This is a genomic window from Pseudoalteromonas sp. 2CM39R, from assembly GCF_023161845.1.
This window is the reverse complement of the sequence record NZ_JALNTM010000010.1, coordinates 269,220-286,913: the sequence shown is the minus strand read 5'-3', so window position 1 is coordinate 286,913 and position 17,694 is coordinate 269,220. Positions and strand designations below refer to the sequence as shown.

The following is a 17,694-nucleotide window of genomic DNA, read 5'->3' as shown; positions in this document are numbered from 1 at the left end:
ATAATAAAGCCGGCTAATCAGCCGGCTTTTTTGTGTTTAAAAAAAGTTATAAGTGAATGAAACGCCGTATGTTCTTGGGGGAGCATACATGACATCACTGAAACTCAGTTCAGACGTTGCTTTATCTGCTTTACTAACCTCAATTTCTTCATCGAGCAGGTTTTTAGTCCACAGCATGACTTCCCATGCGCCATCTGTAGAAACAATACCTATCTGGCTATTCACTAGGTTACTGGTACCAAGTTCGGTGGCTGATAAGTTACGCGCATCGCTTTGAACTTTACCGCGGTACGAATAATCAACCCCAGCAAACAGATCCCAATTTTCAGTGAGCGTGGTTTCATAGTTTAGGCTGACGCTGTTCGTCCATTTTGCGGCTCCCGGAAGTTGGTTACCTGTACAGTCGTCAATGGCATGGCAGTTTTCAAATTCATCAAAGGTTGCATCAGCATAGCCAATAGCCGCATTCACAGCTAATTGCTTCGTTACTCGATAGCTCAATTCAGCTTCAACACCTTGACTGGTTGCCGATGGGCCATTAACGACTCTGTTGGTGCCATTATCGTCAATAACGCGGGTTTGAATATCTGAGTAGTCTAAGTAAAAAGCAGCCATATTTAGACGCATGCGGTGATCAAATAAATCACTTTTAAGGCCTAATTCGTAACTGACAACGGCTTCACGGTCAAAACTCATCTGTGGGTTTAAAGGATCGCCACCAATTGATTGTAGAGATTGTGGACGGAAGCTATACCCCCCTTCTTTATAGCCTTTCGATACTTTACCGTAAACGTGGTTGTTGTCGTTTATTGTGCCATTTAAGCCGACAGTCCATGATAAAAAGTCATCTTTAAGGGTCTGATTTGTGGTTGGAATATCAATGTAATTGAGCAAGTACACACCCGGCAAAGACGTTTCCCAGCCGCGTTGATAAAAGCTCATTTGTTTTTCTACATCAGAGTATCGTAAACCTAAAAAACCGTTAATTGCTTGAGTGAAATCATAATTAATATTTGCAAAAATGGCGCTGCTTTTGGTTTGTAAGGTGCCGCCATTAATAGGGCCGCTACCCGGTTGTAAGTTAAGGCTTTGTGGGTACGGCTCTGGTAAACCTGTTGGAATGCCATAAATCCCAGTACCACTTAAAAAGTTTTGGTCATTTACAGCTTCATTATCTAAATAGAAAAAACCAGCTACATAGCGTAATGAATGATCCGTTGGCGATAATATCTGAAACTCTTGCGTGAATTGTTCGTTATTTTCGGTTTCGGTACTGAATACGATATCAACGGGAGTTGAGTCCATGTCTGTACCAATGGTTGAGTCGTACACCTTTTTAGCCGTGATGGATTTAAACTCAAACCCAGAATCAAATTGGTAACTGAGCGTTGTATCTAAGCCCCAGTTTTCTCGGCTTACAAAGTAGCGCTCAGGGTTTACAAACACTTCATGAATATCATCGGTAATAAAATCTTCTGGTGTCATGCCACTTGGATAAAGACCTAAATAGCCAAGACCTAATTCATAGTCAGTGAGTTTATTAGCAAGAGGAATACTCTTGTCTTTTAAATATTCAGCGCTGATATCAAGGGTTAGTTTATCTGTTGGGGTGTAACGAACTTGCGCGCGACCACCATGACGGTCCTGTGTTGAAAACTCGCTGCCATCGGCACTATTTTCAACATAACCGTCTCGAGAAACATCAAACAAAGAAATACTCGCGGCGAGTACGTCTTCGATCAGAGGCCCTGTTAAATACAGGTTTGTTTTACGAAGGCCATAATTGCCTAAGTCGACTTTTACTTTACCTTCAACCATATCGGAAGGCTTTTTGGTTGTGATATTAATAACCCCTAAATTGGTATTTTGACCAAATAAAGTGCCTTGTGGCCCGCGGAGTACTTCTACTCGCTCAATATTACTGAGCTCTTGGTTGAACCCTGTTGCTCGCGAATACACCACACCATCTACGTACATACCCATGCCTGGGCTGGTGCCAGAGTTAAATACGCCATTAGGACTTGATGGAATACCACGCATGTTGATAGTGGTTGTGAATGGGGAAGTGGTGACCATGCTCAAGTTAGGAACAGACTGCTGAATATCTTGGATATTTTGAATATTTCCGCGGTCCATTTGCTTACTGCCGAGCACCGATATTGCTAGTGGAACCTCTTGTAAGTTTTCACCGCGTTTTTGCGCTGTCACAATGATTTTTTCGAGCGCTAATTGTTCTTGTTGTTCGCTATCCTGAGTTTCAGCTGCTAGGCTCACGATAGGCAACAAGGTTAATAAACTGGTTATTGTTTTTGCAAGTTTGTGCTTTTTAAAATGACCCACCAAGCTCTCCTTTTGAAGCAATTAATTATTATTTTTTTCTGGTAAGTTAATCTTTTAAGCGATAAGTTTTATTAGTGCTTCCGGCTTTGCAAAATAAGAGGAATTAGTTTTAAAGCTTTTACTGATTTGCAAATTCGTAATATTAAAAAGCCCGTATTTAGCTGCTTTGGCAGCTGTGAGATTAAAATAAAAAGAATAATAAAAGTGTATCACTATGGCATTAAATGCGTTTTTCTCTAGCCCTTTGACTATTCAGCCGTTCTCTCTTTTTATCGGCGCATGTATGTGTTTTAGCTTTGGTTTGTCGTTTTTTTTGTGGCGTGCAGGGCCCGGCTCTGCGGGAGCAAAAAATACCATGGCCTTGGTTAGTTTATTGATTTCAATGTTGGCTTTAGCTGTCATCATGCAAGCTGAGATACCAGCCCTCAGAGGGCAAGTGTATTACCTCGTCAGTATTCAAATGCTGACGGGTCCTTTGCTGTATTTTTATGTGTTGTTTCAAACAAGGCCTAATTTCACTCTTCAAGCGACACACTTATGGCATTTGAGTCCAGTACTCATTTTTACACTCATTTGGCATTGGCAAATGCCCGTTGAGCTTAATCACAGCTTGGCTTTACCTTGTTTTAGTAATGAGTTATGCGATGTATATCGTCAAAATCGTTACCTTCATAAGGTGGCTGCTTGGGTCAGCAATTTAGCTTATGGCTTTATCATCATTAGGATTCTTAAATCTTACCAAGTGCAAATTAAAAGACGTTTTTCTAATATCGAAGAGATCAATTTACGCTGGGTCACCATGATTTGCTGGTGTTATATAATCGGTACTCTCTTGGCTATTCTATTTGAAGCTGGCCAGTTCTTAGGAAATGAATTTAATAGTGGTCATATGCATGAACTTGCGATGCTGGTGACAACCGTTCTAATTGCTCATTATGGGGTGAGACAAGTAACAATCCACGCTGAAGATAATGAAGAGCCTCAAAACCAGCCAGTAGAAAGCGTATCGAGCAGCAATAAAAAGTACCAAACAAGCAGCTTAACTGAAGTAGATGCTGCTTCACTTTGGCAGCAACTGCAGCAATTAATGGTGACTGAAAAGCCATACTTAGAGGCGGGTTTAAAGGTGAGCGATTTAGCTAAGCGTTTAGATGTCTCAGTGAGTCATGTATCCGAAACCATTAACGGTCATGCAGGATTATCGTTTTACGATTTTATTAATAAGCAGCGTATAGAAGCCGCTATTCGCATCTTAGAAGATCCTAATAAAGCACATTTATCAGCGACTGAAGTTGGTTTTGAGGCAGGTTTTAACTCGGTTTCAACCTTTTACAGCCACTTTAAAAACTATCAAGGTTGTACGCCTAAACAATATCGCAGCAATAATAGTGCGACTACTGTGAGTTTAAAAAGCTAAACCCACAGTGTAGATTTAGCGCTTAATTAAAGGTTTTGATCACTTTGCTTGATTAAGTAGCTATAAAATTGCACTGCTTTAGTTAAGTTCTCGATGCTAATTTTTTCATTTGTACCATGGAAACCGGTTAGCTCTTGTGAAGTTAGCGTCATGGGTAAAAAGCGATAGCTATCGTCAGCAACTTGTTGGTAGCGACGACTGTCTGTTCCCCCAACGGTTAACCCGGGTACAACTACCAGATCGCCATGAATGCTTTGTGCTGCATTAGCAAGTAGTTTAAATGCAGGGCTTTCGCTGCTTGATACAGGTGATGGTTCAAATTGTTCAACAATGTCAATTTCAATACGAGGGTCATCAATCACTGCATTAACGTAGGCAACGATACTCTCGACGGAATCGCGTGGGTGAATTCGAAAGTTAACTTTTGCTTTAGCTTCTATGGGTAATACGTTTGATTTCTCACTGCCTGATAACATAGTCGGTGCAGTGGTTGTGCGGAGCATGGCATTAGCAGAGTTCATTTCACTCATTTTATTTTCGATAAGTGAGCCAAATAACCATTTGTTAGCAAATAACAGGCGGCTTGAAAAAGGCATGTGACGAGCCATTTTATCGTAAATTTGCGCCGAAATACCTTCAAGGCCACCGGGCACTGGGGCATTTTTTAAGTTTACAATGGCTTGCGCTAAGATACTCACTGCCGTTTCTGAGGGGGGCATTGAGCTGTGACCACCCTTAGCATGTGCGATTAGCTCAAGGGTTAAATAGCCTTTTTCGGTGACATTAATACTTGCCACTTTTGGCTCAACACCAGGGATCATACCATCAAGTACAAATGAGCCTTCATCGAGTGACCATTCAAGGGCAATAGCTGCATCAGCAAAGTAATCAGCAATTGCTGCTGCACCATATTTACTGCCAATTTCTTCATCATGCGTTAGCGCAATATAAACATCTCGCTTGGGGCGATAGTCTTGTGCAAGTAAATGAGTGATCGCTTCCATGAGAGTGATTGCAGAGCCTTTATCATCAAGTGTTCCGCGCCCCCAAACATGTTCACTATCAATGGTGCCAGCAAAGGGAGGATGGCTCCATAGTGACTCTGTGCCTGCAATTACCGGAACGACATCATAGTGGGCAGATAATAAAATAGCTTTGTTATGCGCCTCGCTACCACGCCAATGAAAGAGCAAGGTGTAATCATTAAACTTTTTTAACTCAAGTTGTTGGTGAACATCGGGGTATGTTTGCTCTAGCCAAGATATAAATGCCCTAAACTGCTGGTAATCAATATCAGAACGGTGCTCTTTTGAAATCGTTTTAAATTGCACCGCTTGAGATAAGTGTTCAGCAATCTGCTGACTGTTTACAGCAATATTTGCTTTAGGTATTGGGGTGATTGCTGCGGGTTTGAATTGCCAAGTGCGAAATAGCATAGTTGCAGTTAGCAGCAGCAAAGCCGCTGCAAAGCCGGTGAGTATTTTTTTTATTGTCATGATTTATTTCACTATTTAGAAAAGTACAGAGTGAGTGAATCGTAAAAATGGCTGGTTTACTTCCGGTTTTGCAAACTGAGAATAAATTCTATAAAAAACTCTACTTTGGTTGTTGATTGGAGGTTAAGTCTCAGGAAATGGTGCTCTTTTTTCTTTGTTTGTACCTGCAATTCTGTTAGCTTAAAAAATTACCAATATTTCTTAAGGATAAGTCGTGCGACTATTTAAGTTACTCTGTATTAGTGGTTTTTTACTCTGTACTAGTCATGTAATGGCTCAGCCAGCTGTAGATGATGCGGTTACAAATTACAGCCAACATACGCATACTATCGAATCGAGTAATCTTAGTGAGCAACGCACTGTCGTTGTGCAATTGCCAAAAAGCTATCAAACACATCCAAACAAAAGGTATCCCGTTATTTACCGTTTAGATGGGGCCGGTAATTTACCATTGATTAATGCTGTGCTTGAACGCTTACAACAAAATGATCAAGCGCCAGAGGTGATTGTAGTTGCGATTGAAAGCACTAATCGACTTAGAGATTTTTATCCTACAGTGAACAAAGAACCACAAGGGCCTGTTGGTGAAGGCGGTGGTGCTGCAAAGTTTTTAGCTTTCGTAGAGCAAGAACTGATGCCTTTGGTTAATAAACAGTATCGTACTCATGATTATAGAGTTATCGCAGGAGCCTCTGCTGCGGGTGTATTTGCTCTTTACGCAATGCAAGCTGACCCTGAGTTATTTCAAGCGCACATTGCTTATAGCCCTGCGGTATGGTGGAACTATGGCGCCCCTGCTAAGAGTCTAAATACCTTTGTTACTAAAGCCAAAAGCATTAACAGCTATGTATATATGAATATCGGCGAAGAAGCCGGCATTATGCGCGAAAGATACGATGATATGCAGCAAACGATGCAAAATAGTAAGGTGCAAAATAGTAAGGTGCAAAATTTGCGCTTTAAGAGCGATGCCTTTGCAGGCGTTTCGCATAACCTAACCTCAGCCGCTGGGGCATTTAATGCGTACCATGGCTTATTTTTATCTAAACATATGCCTTTGAGTGCACTAGGCGATGATGTTTCATCAATTGATGCTTATTATCAACGTTTATCTCAGCAATGGGGCGAGCAAATAGCACCACCAGACCGCGCTGTTCGAATGCTGGGTTACAGCTTAACGGATAACCAGCAATTTGAGCGGGCTATTGAGGTGTTTAAGTACAATATCAAAAACTACCCTAAATCAGCGTATGCACTGTCAGCTTTGTCATATGGCTATGAAATGCAAGGTAATGTTCGCCAAGCATTAGCTCAAATCGAGGCTGCAATAGCCGTTGCAGATGACTCGTATCCCTACCCAGATTACTTAAAAGAGACAAAAACGAGGTTACAAGGGCAGCTATAGTTAAGCTGCCTTAAACAATCAATGGTCTTGGTGATAATAGCTCAGGGTTTGTAGGGCAAGCGCAAATACATCTGCGCTGTTATCACCATTGACGTTTTTAACTACAGTCACCGCGCGTTGATGATCAACACACATAATGGTCATGGTAATGCCACCCATACTACCGCCAGAGTGCATTACCGAGTGTGGCATGTCGGCCATCAATGCTTGTAGTTCAGTATCATGTTGGTACTTTTCTCTTTGCTGATAGTTTTTGAAACCTGTCATCCAACCGATACCAAAATTGACCTGTTCACCATTATTGAGTGTGGCAGGGGTAAACATTTCATCCACTGTGTTTGCTTTTAGATAATTGCCTAGCGTGTGAGCTACTGCAAACTTGACGATATCACTTGGTGTTGCAATAAACCCACCGCCTGCCCATTTATAGCTGTGATCGGTCTGCGGTGAGTTAATTAAACGGCCCTGATCAACGCTATAAGGTCTTGCACGATGTGGGATCAGGGTAAACTGCTCATCAAAATATGTGTCGTTTAACTTGAGTGGCGCGAAGACTTCTTGTTCGATAATTTGTCGAAAGTTGCGTTTCGGATCAGCGCCTTCCATCGCAGCGCTAACTAATGTCCAAGCGAATGTTGAATACTGCTGTTTGGTGCCCGGCTCAAACAGTAGGGGATCATCTTTAAACATGGCTAAAGCGCTATCAATATCGCCATACCATTTGTTGAGTAAAAACTCATTGGCGCCTTTTTTGTAATGGCGGATCCCTGCGGTATGTGACGCGAGTTGGCGCAGTGTTAAAGCTGCGTGTTTTTCTGGCCAGTTAGTTACATAGTCGGTTACAGGTTTGTCTAAGTTAATCAATTCCTTGTCGTAAAGGCGCATCATAGCAGCTGTAGCAATAAGTTTAGAGACACTGCCAATGCGAACTTTATGCTCTGGACTCATCAAAACTTGGTTTTCTATATCGGCAAAACCATAACCCTTTGCCGCGATTATTCCTGATTTATCGGCCACTGCGACAGTAATGCCCGGTACTGTTTTCGCACTCACCGCCGATTGAAAGGCGGCATCAATCGCTTGTGGTAGTTCAGCTGCGCTAGTGACATGGGCAGCAATCAACAGTGGTAGGCTGATGAGTGAACGAGCTATAAGGTGTTTGAGCATGGCGGTATCCTTTTTGAGTAACCTTGCGGTCACTCTTGTTATTATTTTTAAGGCATTTTTAGATTGCTCAAATTTTCTCTAGATGACAACCCATAGGCGCTTAATTGCACATTTTTCACGTTGTGATGAACATTTAAAAAGGGCGTAAATAACAACGATTGATTATTTTTTAGTTGCTTTCACTTTTTAAGGTGTTTACAATCGCCGCGATTTTAACCATTCACACACTGTAGAGGAGTAAACAATATGACTTATACAACTTGTTCCTTTGCAGGTCGTTTTCTTGCCTAGCTCGAAGCTATTTCTTTATTAGCTTTTCAAAGCTAAGCCTGATCAATTAATCAAAGACCTGCCAAATCATTTTTCGTTAGCATTTTTCTATTGCAGAGAAAGGAATTGGTATTATGGGCAAGTCCGTCCAAAAACTTACTGATAACGTTAGCCTTATTGCGTCTAAAGAGTCGTGGATTGAAGGGCTAGCAATACAACAATTAATTAAAACTTCTGAATTACCTGGTATGCACGCTGTAGCGGGTATGCCCGATTTACACCCAGGTCGAGGTTACCCCATTGGGGCTGCCTTTTTGACAGAAGGTAGAATTTACCCCGCTTTAGTGGGGAATGATATTGGCTGCGGTATGTCGCTTTGGCAAACCAATACTAAGTTAGCCAAGTTAAATGTAGATAAGCTCGCAAAACGCTTAAGCGATGTTGAACAGCCGCTAGATGAAAGTTGGCACACATTGATTAGCGAGCGAAAACATGAACTAGCTATCACACAAACTGGTTTTGATAATGCCCTTGGCACCATAGGTGGTGGCAATCATTTCGCTGAATTTCAGGCGATTGAAGAGGTGTTTGATCAACAAGCGTTACTTGCTTTAGGCCTACAATCTAAACAATTGCAGCTATTGGTGCACTCTGGCTCTAGAGGGTTAGGACAAGCTATTTTAGTTAAGCATATTGCAGAGCATAACCATGATGGCCTTGAAGTAGAAAGTGGTGCCTTTACAGATTATATGGCTAAACATGACGAAGCACTGCGCTGGGCTCAGTTAAACCGAGAGCTGATCGCACGGCGTTTTTTACAAGCTATTCGTGCTGGTGGCGAAGAGGTTTTAGATGTAAATCATAACCTTGTAAGTCAATCACAGATTGCAGGACAAGCTGGCTGGTTACATCGAAAAGGCGCTACACCCAGCGATCAAGGGGCTGTTATGATCCCGGGCTCTCGCGGTGATTACAGTTACTTAGTTAAGCCAACGGTTGAGCAAAACGTAAACTTACGCTCCCTTGCACATGGCGCTGGTCGCAAATGGAAGCGAGGAGAATGCCAAGGCCGTTTGAGTCACAAGTTTAAAAAGGAAGATTTATATCGCACTGCGTTTGGTAGCAGGGTGATCTGTAATGATAAAACGCTGCTTTATGACGAAGCACCACAAGCTTATAAAGACTGCCAAACAGTTATTGATGACCTTGTTGAGGCAGGGCTGGTTACTGTAATTGCCAAATTAAAGCCTGTGCTTACCTTTAAAACACAAGGAGCATGCGGATGATCTTAGTGCAATTATCGTCAGGGACGGGTCCTTTAGAGTGTTGTAAAGCGGTTGCTATGGCTGTTAAGCGCCTTGAGGATGATGCTAAAACGTTAGCTATTAAGGTGAATACTCTTGCAGTAGAGCAAGCTGAACTTTCATGCTGCTACAAATCGGTATTGCTTGAATTAACTGGTGCTGAGCCGCTAATTTTAAAACAGTTTGCGCAGCAATGGCATGGCTCGATGTTGTGGGTTTGTCAAAGCCCATTCAGAGCAAGGCATAAGCGTAAAAACTGGTACTTTGGCGGTCAAATATTTGAAATAGCAGAGCAAAAATTTGATAGCGAGATCCGCTTTCAGCAATGCCGCGCAAGTGGCGCGGGAGGCCAACATGTAAACACCACTGATTCGGCTGTTCGTGCTACCCATGTTGCGACAGGAATTACTGTTCGCGTAGAGAGTGAACGAAGTCAGCATACGAATAAGCGTTTAGCCCGAGCTTTGCTAATGCAAAAACTGGCAGAGCAAGCTCAGCAGGCTGCAAGCCAGCAGCAAAAGTCGCGGTGGCAACATCACAATGAGCTGCAACGGGGTAATCCGATTCGTACGTTTAAGGGCCCTGAATTTAGCCAGACTCACAAAGGAAAAGGTTAGCAAATAACATGGAAAGATTACTGTTTATATGTAGCCGTAACCAGTGGCGTAGCCCAACGGCAGAAAAGGTATTCAACCAATACAATGGCATTAAAGCCCGCTCTGCAGGCACAAGCCCACGAGCAAGGCACACGGTAACAACTGCTGATATTAATTGGGCAGATATAATTTTTGTAATGGAACATAAGCATAAACAACGCCTTAAAGCGCAGTTTAGCCGTTTATTACAATACAAGCCGATTCAGGTACTCGATATACCCGATGAGTACCAATATATGGATGAGGCACTCATTGAAACTTTAAAGCAGTCAGTCGATGATTGCTTGTATATACAAGGTGATGAATAGCTCTTTTAATTAAAAATAAACCCCGCATTGCTGCGGGGTTTTTTGCTTTTTAACAACCAGTTAAGAATTAAAAGTCAGTCGGTGCTGGTGGCACGGTGAGTGGCTTTTTCGGGTTGTCTTTTAGCTCTTTTAATAGCTCTTCTACGGCACGTTCAATCGATGGATCTTTACCTTGGTAGATTAGCTCTGGGCGATCAACAACCTTGATATCTGGGGTAACACCTTCGTTTTCGATGATCCAGTTGCCATCGTTATCTAAAATGCGGAATGTTGCCGCGATAACTTGGCCGCCATCTACTAGGCTTGGGTTACCCGAAATACCAATTAATCCACCCCAAGTACGGGTACCAATAAGCTTACCTAACCCCGCTTGGCGGAAGTAGTAAGGAATAGCGTCACCGCCAGAACTTGAGTAACCATTGATCAGCATGGCTTTTGGACCATCATGAGCAAATTGTGGTGTTTTCGTTGGCTCAACACCGCGGCGCTTCCAATAGTTAAGCGGTTTACGGGCAAGCCAAGTGATCATGTGCTCAGGAATAAAGCCACCGCCATTGTATCGGTCATCAATAATCATGGCGTCTTTGGTAGTTTGCGGCATGTAGTTTTTGAACATGGCGCGGTTACCTTCGTAGGCTGTATTTGGTAAGTGAACATAACCAATACGGCCATTTGATAGCTTATCAACGTAGGCTGCACGAGAGTTAACCCAGTCTAAATAACGCAAACCTTGCTCGCTGGCTACAGGCTTAACGGTAACTTGCCATGCACCTTTGTTTCGCGGCTTACTGTTAAGGACTAGCTCAACTTGCTCACCTTGAGTGTTCTCTAGTAATTCGTAGAAGTTAGCGACGTCTTTTACTGAGCGGCCATTTACGGCAATGATGTAGTCGCCGTTATGTGCTTTTACCCCTGTTGTGCCAAGTGGTGAGCGGAAGTCTTCATGCCAGTTTTCACCTTGGAAGATTTGCTCAATTTTTACGTATCCAGATGGATCGCTGGCAAGTTTTGCACCCAATAAGCCGTGCTTTTTACGCTCTGCTTTTGGCATATCACCCGACTGCACATAAATGTGGCCTGAGTTAATTTCACCTGCGATTTCACTGAGAATGTAATCTAAGTCACTACGATGTGAGATAGCATCAGCCATAGGTTGATACTTAGCTAAAATTGCGTCCCAATCTTGGCCGTGATGGTTTTCATCGTAGAACCAATCACGTAATGTTCGCCAGCCTTCAACATACATTTGCTGCCATTCAATTTGCGGCTCAATTTTTAAGGTCATGTTACTAAGATCAAGCTTATTCGCTGCTAGGTCTTGTTTTGCTTTAGGCTCAATTAAGCTGTAATCGTTACCCGCATGTACTAACAGATGTTCACCGTTGCTCGAAATAGTATAACTACGAACCCCTTTAGCCACGGTTTCAAGCTCGCTGTCGTGAGCTGTGCCTATCAATTGTAGGCCGCCATTAGCCAGTGTTAGCACGCCACCTTTTACTGCCGTTAAACCGCGATAATCTCCAGCTGGCGCATTTAAAGCGGTAACGCGCTGCATAAAGTCACTGCTTTGCAGGCTATTTTTCGCTTTCTTGTCGTCATCTTTTTGTTTATCGCTGACGATCGCTGTTTCATCACTTTGTAGTGCGATAAGTGGTTTGATGCTGTCATTTACGGCAGCGGCATAAATACGCGTTGCACGATTAAACATGTAGTCGAACTCGTAGCTGCTGAAGGCTAAGTTAAAGTCGCGCTCAGAACTAAAGTATAGGTATTGACCATCAGGAGAGAAAGTTGGGTTTTGCTCATTGGTCATTTCATCCGTTAAGCGAGTCACTTTCTTTTTATCAACACTGTAGTGCCACAGCGAGGCATAGCGGTTTTCATTGTTTTTCACATACACAATGTCTTCGCTATTTGGCGACCAAGTATACTGGCGAATGCCTTCTTCATCGTAGATGCTGGTATCAATTTTGTGTTGTTTGCCTGATTTTACATCTATCCACCAGAGTGTGTGGTTTTTATCTGCAAATAACAGTTTTGAGCTATCTGGTGACCAAATTGGTGTAAAACGCCAAATAGTTCCGTTGCTGGTTAGCTGCTTGGTGGCATTATTTTTACTGCGGTCTTTTAAGTAAATTTCGTATTCGCCACTTTCATCGCTCATATAAGCAATATAACGGCCATTTGGCGACCAACTTGCGTCAATTTCGCGGCCTTTTGCTGTGTAAGATAAGTTACGTGTTGGGCCTTGTTTAACCGGTACGCTAAATAGCTCACCACGGGCAGTAAAGAGTGCACGCTTACCATCATGAGAAATCGACATTGAGTCGATAAAGTCACTCAGATTTTTTGTGTACGGCATTGCGTATTGACGCACACCAGCAATGTTAATGCTCAGCTTGCTGCTTTTTTGAGTTTTTGGATCAAAGCGATAAAGGAAACCACCATTTTCATAAACAACAGCATTTGGGCCAGCTGATGGCCACAGTACGTCAAAGTCTTTATGGTTGGTCAGCTTCTTAGGCTCAGTGCCTTTTTGATATTGATACAGGTTAAGGGTGTAATCACGGTCAGATACAAAGTAAATATTGTCGCCAACCCAAGTTGGTTGCTGATCGGTAGCGCGGTTAGTGGTTAGCTGCTCTGAGGTATTATTTTTTAGATCGTAAACCCAGACATCTTGTGCACGACCGCCACGGGTACGCTTCCAAGTACGAAACTCACGGTCAATTGGCGTGTAAACATATTTACTACCATCTGGCGAAAGCATACCGCCGCCGGTTTCTGGAATAGCCAGAGGCTGCTCAAGGCCTCCGTCAGCAGGCACCATGTATGGACGACCCATACGTTTACCCCACGGTGTGCGGTTAGCACGAAACACCACATTTTTGCCATCTGCTGTCCAATCGAGAACACGATAATCAAAACCGCCGCGTGGTGGCATTGGGCCAACATCGTTGTAGTAAGTCAGTTGTTTTAAGCCAGAACCATCGCTGTTAATTACATAAATTTGGCGGCTGCCATTGTACTCTGCTGCAAAGGCAATGCGTTTACCGTCAGGTGAAAACTTAGGGAAGGTTTCAAAGCCAATATGATCGGTTAAGCGTTTGCTCTCGCCTGTTTGCGTATTAGCAATGTAAATATCACCACCGTAAACAAAGGTAACATTTTGGTTATGAATATCAGGAAAACGCAGTAAGCGCGTGTCTTTAGTTTCGTAAGCTGATGCCCAAGGTGCCAGTGTCGCAGCCATGGCCAGTGCCAACGTTGTTAGTTTTTTCATGGGATTACATCCTATATTGGGAACTGTTACATCATAACCATTAAGGCTTAAATAGCGATGCAGTTGCGATGAAAGGTCTGTTACAAAATATGAATAAAAAAAGGTTGGCAGTAAATGCCAACCTTTGCGAGCTATGTCATACCATAAAACATAACTTCTTAGTGGTCGTGATCGTCACTTTCTTCTGCGATACCTAACCAAGTGATGGCGCTTGGTGCAAAAGTCAGTTCAAGATCACCTTCAATTTCAAGATCTTCGATATGTACTTTTAGTACGTGCTGAGCGATAGGGTCAGCAACGTAAGCAAACTCACTATTTTGTGACACAGTCATGCTGAAGTTCATATCCTCTTGCATTGTTGTTACGTCTTCTTCAGTGATATCTACTTTACCGGCAAGTTCCCAGTGCATATGACCGTCGTGCTCATGGGCTTCAAGCACGTTTAAATAGCCTAAGCTATCAAGTACTAAAAAGTGCTCACCGCTTGCTGAGAATGAGTAAGATACAGCACTTGCGCCTTCATCAAGTTGCCACTCAAGTACTTCCATTTCAGCTTCACTTGGATTGACACTTACAAATACACCTGATGCAATTGCAATAAAGCTTTCACTGCCTTCATGGCCATATAATGTGCCAATACGTGTATCACCTAAAGCATCAATATTGGCGATTTTTTCTGCATGGTATTCATCGTCATGTTGGTGGGCTACCAGTACACCGTCACCACAGCCAAATGCTACATAATCATGGTTTTGCGCTGCACCGTGTAAATCTGGGCAAGTAACTTCAAATGTTTGTTCAAGCTCATATTCACCGTCATGAAGGTGGAAAACACCCACTTGATCCGGCAGGATTTTAGCGTTTGAAGTGCTTTCGCTATCAGCACGACGTAATGTTGCAACTAGGTGCTCGCCACGTGGCTCTGCAACACCATGCATATTGATGTCGTACTGAATACCAGCAAGTGTCGCGGTTTCGTTAGCAATGTCGTTATCGGTTAACACTTCTACAGAGGCAACCGTACCTGCATCGGCATTACCATCGTAAAACACGGCCATTTGGCCATCATGTTTAACGATGTGAGTAGGGCGGCTGCCCGTTGTTAGCTCGTAGTCACTAAATGCAGGGCCTTGTTTATAATCATGCAAATGCTCGCCATGATCTTCACGCCATAAACCGCCATCGATAAAACCTAAGTAATCTTGGCTGCGGTTAGCAATAACTGCATAACGGTAGCTTGGTGAAACATTTAGTGAGCTTGAATCATGGATAAGCGAAAACGTTTCTAGTAGTGAGTCGTCATCTAAATCAAAGATATTCGCTTCGTTGCTATCAGCTGCTAAAACCGCTAAACGGCCCATTGAGTCAATGGTATAACCGTCATCATGATCGTGATCATGGTCATCACCACTGTCGTCAGGAACCTCGATAGGGTCTTTCTCAACAATATTTGTTTCTGCGTCACCACATGCGGTGATCAGGGTGCTACTAATTGCCAGTGCCAATAGTTTTAATCTAAATAAGTGTGTCATGTAGGTTTCCTTTATTTGTAATTTTGTTTTAGAAGTAGCCGCGAACACCAAGCGCAAAACTACGCCCAGGACGTGGTGCAATATCTTTTAAGAATGAGCTATGAACGCGGGCTTCTGTGTCCGTTAAATTTGTGCCTTTTAAATAAAGCGATAGGTCTTGGTTCAATACCGATAAGTCATAAGAAATGCTGGCATCAACAAGGGTATAGCCGTCTGTTGTGGTTTCTTCTTGTGCTATGCGGTCTTGTTCTTGGTAGCGCGTAACGTGAATATTTGCCGTTAGGTTTTCGGTTTGATAGCTAAACTCAGTACCAAAACGCAGTGGTGGAGTACGCGGTAAATCTCCGCCGTCTTTCAGACGCGCGCGTACATAATCAGAGAATAAGTCGACTTTAAATTCGTCGGTTAGCTGCCAAGCAACTTGCGCTTCAAAACCATGTAAAATCACATCGTCTGTTTTAAATAAATAAACCGGTAGTTCAGATGAATGATCGTGCTCTTCTTCGTGATTATGTTCGTCGCCATGGTCGTGATCATGACCGCTTTCAGCGTATAGGCCTGTGTTGATCTGGTAATAATAGTTATCTACTTGGTTGTAAAACGCATTGAAGATAAAGCCAACATCACCCTCTGTTTTACGGAATGTCAGGTCGATATTATTTGCTGTTTCTAAGTCGATAGCCTCTTCTGATAGCTCAAAATGACCATCATGAGTATCGAATAGCGCACCAACTTCATACGTTGCAGTACCAATGTGTGGGCCGAAAGATAATAGCTCAGAAGCAGACGGAGCACGCTCAGAACGAGATACCGATAAACCTAGGTTATAACCTGGTGTAAAATCCCATACTACACCTGTTGATAAGCTTACCGGTGTAAACTCTTGGGCAACATCAAATACACGTGTGTAGTTTGATTCTTCGTGGTCATGATCATGGTCGTGCTCATCACCGTCTTCATCATGTGCATGGGCGTCGATCTCAGGTAACAGCGCATTGTTAGCATCAATAGTAACTCGCTCAACACGGCCACCTAATTGCACTAAAAAATCGCCAAAATGCTTTTCTTCCATAATTGCAAAAGCAATACTTTCAGTAACAGAAGGTGGGGTGAATGCTTCTGAGCCTTGTGCTTCTACATCACTTTTTTTGTAATGAAAGCTAACGCCACCATTCCACTCATTAAATTGGCTATGCAGAATGTCAACGCGCAGCTCATTGGTTTCATTTTTGAAAGTGGTGCCTACAGCACCGTGCTCGATTTCAGCGTGTTCGTAATCAGTGTGGCCTGCACGTAAGTTAATTTTGCTTAGCCACTCACTGTCGATATTGTATTCACCAAGTAGCTGGACTTTGGTTTGTTCAAGGTCAGCAAAAACGGCTTCTTCTTCACTGTGCTCTTCTTCGTGATCATGCTCTTCTTCTTCACCATGAGTATGGCCAGGAATACCGTATTGGCGGTTAAATTGCTCAACCGCAACACCAAGGTAACCTTGCTCAAATAAGTAGCTAGTACCAACAGTAAAGCCATCTGAGTCTTCATTACTGTTTTCTACTACGTACTTTGAGCTGTGCTCTGTGTCGTCAATATCGGCGGCAACAGGTACTTCGTAATCGTCTGATTCACGCCAGAATGCATCAGCATAAAAGGCAAATGACTCTGTTCCTGTGGTGGCATTAAACGAAGCAACTTTTTGCTCATCTACAGAGTTATGTTCTAGATTCCATTCACCACGTGTTGTGCTATCTGTTGGTACTCGGCTGTCAACTACGTTGACGACACCACCAATTGCACCGCTGCCATAAAAAAGAGTTGCTGGGCCACGCAATACTTCAATTTGCTGCGCTGTTGATGCTTCCGATGCCACTGAGTGATCAGGGCCAACACGTGACACATCACTTACATCTAAGCCATTTTGCGTAATTAAAACACGTGGGCCGCTCAAACCACGGATCACAGGCGTACTGGCAACTTTGGCATGAAAGTTTGTGTTAACGCCCGGCAGCTTTTCGAGGCTATCGCCAAGCGTTGATGCTTGTTGGCGTCTTAATTGTTCGCCAGATAACACACTAACAGGTGAGGCAGATTCCATTGCCGACATATGAATCGGCGTTGCTTCAACATCAATCACTTCAATCGGTGAGCGCTTTAGATTAAAGGTTGCGCTGTGGTCTTGGTCATTGGCAAGTGTGATATCTCGATGTAAGTGAGCATAACCTGGCGCTGAAATATGTAGCTCTTTTAAGCCGTTATTTAAGCCGCTGATTTCAAACTCACCTTTGTCGTTAGTTGTTACTTTTTGATCAGACCCTTCAAGGTCAACTGTGGCATTAGCCACCGCTTTACCTTGGTTATTTAAAACAACGCCTTTGATTGATTGTGCCAAAACACTGGCTGGTAATAACGCTGCTATGACGACAGCCACTCTTGAGATGTTATTCATTATTCACCATTGTAGATATGTTATAATGTATCAATTGTGCTTTAATTGTTATAATGTATCAAGTGTGAATCGA

Annotated in this window: 11 protein-coding genes; 5 read left to right on the top strand and 6 right to left on the bottom strand. The window is 43.0% G+C overall.

Going from position 1 to position 17,694, the window contains the following annotated elements:
- Nucleotides 1–36 precede the first annotated feature (36 nt).
- A complete protein-coding gene (locus MTF66_RS22385) occupies nucleotides 37–2,340 on the bottom strand; it encodes a TonB-dependent receptor (protein WP_248528843.1) in 2,304 nt (767 codons plus the stop codon).
- A 214-nt stretch (nucleotides 2,341–2,554) separates the two neighbouring features.
- On the opposite strand from MTF66_RS22385, the gene MTF66_RS22380 reads away from it, so the two are divergent.
- Nucleotides 2,555–3,757: an AraC family transcriptional regulator gene (locus tag MTF66_RS22380; protein ID WP_248528842.1), complete on the top strand. Its 1,203-nt coding sequence runs from the start codon at nucleotides 2,555–2,557 to the stop codon at nucleotides 3,755–3,757.
- A 26-nt stretch (nucleotides 3,758–3,783) separates the two neighbouring features.
- On the opposite strand, the gene MTF66_RS22375 is transcribed toward MTF66_RS22380, so the two are convergent.
- Nucleotides 3,784–5,253 carry a M20 family peptidase gene (locus MTF66_RS22375; RefSeq protein WP_248528840.1) on the bottom strand — a complete coding sequence of 490 codons (1,470 nt, stop codon included), beginning with the start codon at nucleotides 5,251–5,253 and terminating at the stop codon, nucleotides 3,784–3,786.
- Nucleotides 5,254–5,467: 214 nt separating this feature from the next.
- Between MTF66_RS22375 and MTF66_RS22370 the strand changes: the two genes are divergently transcribed.
- Complete coding sequence (locus tag MTF66_RS22370) at nucleotides 5,468–6,658, top strand: alpha/beta hydrolase-fold protein (protein ID WP_374237576.1); 1,191 nt, start codon at nucleotides 5,468–5,470, stop codon at nucleotides 6,656–6,658.
- A gap of 18 nt (nucleotides 6,659–6,676) precedes the next feature.
- Here MTF66_RS22370 and MTF66_RS22365 read toward each other — a convergent pair whose 3' ends face one another.
- Nucleotides 6,677–7,825 carry a serine hydrolase gene (locus MTF66_RS22365; RefSeq protein ID WP_248528838.1) on the bottom strand — a complete coding sequence of 383 codons (1,149 nt, stop codon included), beginning with the start codon at nucleotides 7,823–7,825 and terminating at the stop codon, nucleotides 6,677–6,679.
- 404 nt (nucleotides 7,826–8,229) lie between these two features.
- On the opposite strand from MTF66_RS22365, the gene MTF66_RS22360 reads away from it, so the two are divergent.
- From MTF66_RS22360 to MTF66_RS22350, 3 genes are read left to right on the top strand one after another with little or no spacing between them, the layout of a single operon-like run.
- The gene (locus MTF66_RS22360; RefSeq protein ID WP_248528836.1) at nucleotides 8,230–9,381 is read left to right on the top strand and encodes an RNA ligase RtcB family protein; all 1,152 of its coding nucleotides are present in this window, start codon (nucleotides 8,230–8,232) and stop codon (nucleotides 9,379–9,381) included.
- A complete protein-coding gene (gene prfH / locus MTF66_RS22355) occupies nucleotides 9,378–10,016 on the top strand; it encodes a peptide chain release factor H (RefSeq protein WP_248528834.1) in 639 nt (212 codons plus the stop codon). The genes MTF66_RS22360 and prfH overlap by 4 nt, the downstream gene beginning before the upstream one ends.
- 8 nt (nucleotides 10,017–10,024) lie before the next feature.
- Nucleotides 10,025–10,363 carry a low molecular weight protein tyrosine phosphatase family protein gene (locus MTF66_RS22350; RefSeq protein WP_248528832.1) on the top strand — a complete coding sequence of 113 codons (339 nt, stop codon included), beginning with the start codon at nucleotides 10,025–10,027 and terminating at the stop codon, nucleotides 10,361–10,363.
- Between the two features lie 67 nt (nucleotides 10,364–10,430).
- Here the strand turns inward: MTF66_RS22350 and MTF66_RS22345 are convergent, their stop codons facing one another.
- The 3 genes from MTF66_RS22345 to MTF66_RS22335 form a co-directional block, all read right to left on the bottom strand.
- A complete protein-coding gene (locus MTF66_RS22345; protein WP_248528830.1) occupies nucleotides 10,431–13,646 on the bottom strand; it encodes a S41 family peptidase in 3,216 nt (1,071 codons plus the stop codon).
- Between the two features lie 158 nt (nucleotides 13,647–13,804).
- A complete protein-coding gene (locus MTF66_RS22340; protein ID WP_248528828.1) occupies nucleotides 13,805–15,178 on the bottom strand; it encodes a 5-methyltetrahydrofolate--homocysteine methyltransferase in 1,374 nt (457 codons plus the stop codon).
- A 28-nt stretch (nucleotides 15,179–15,206) separates the two neighbouring features.
- Nucleotides 15,207–17,621, bottom strand: a complete 2,415-nt coding sequence (locus MTF66_RS22335; RefSeq protein WP_248528826.1) for a TonB-dependent receptor domain-containing protein — start codon at nucleotides 17,619–17,621, stop codon at nucleotides 15,207–15,209.
- Nucleotides 17,622–17,694: the final 73 nt, after the last annotated feature.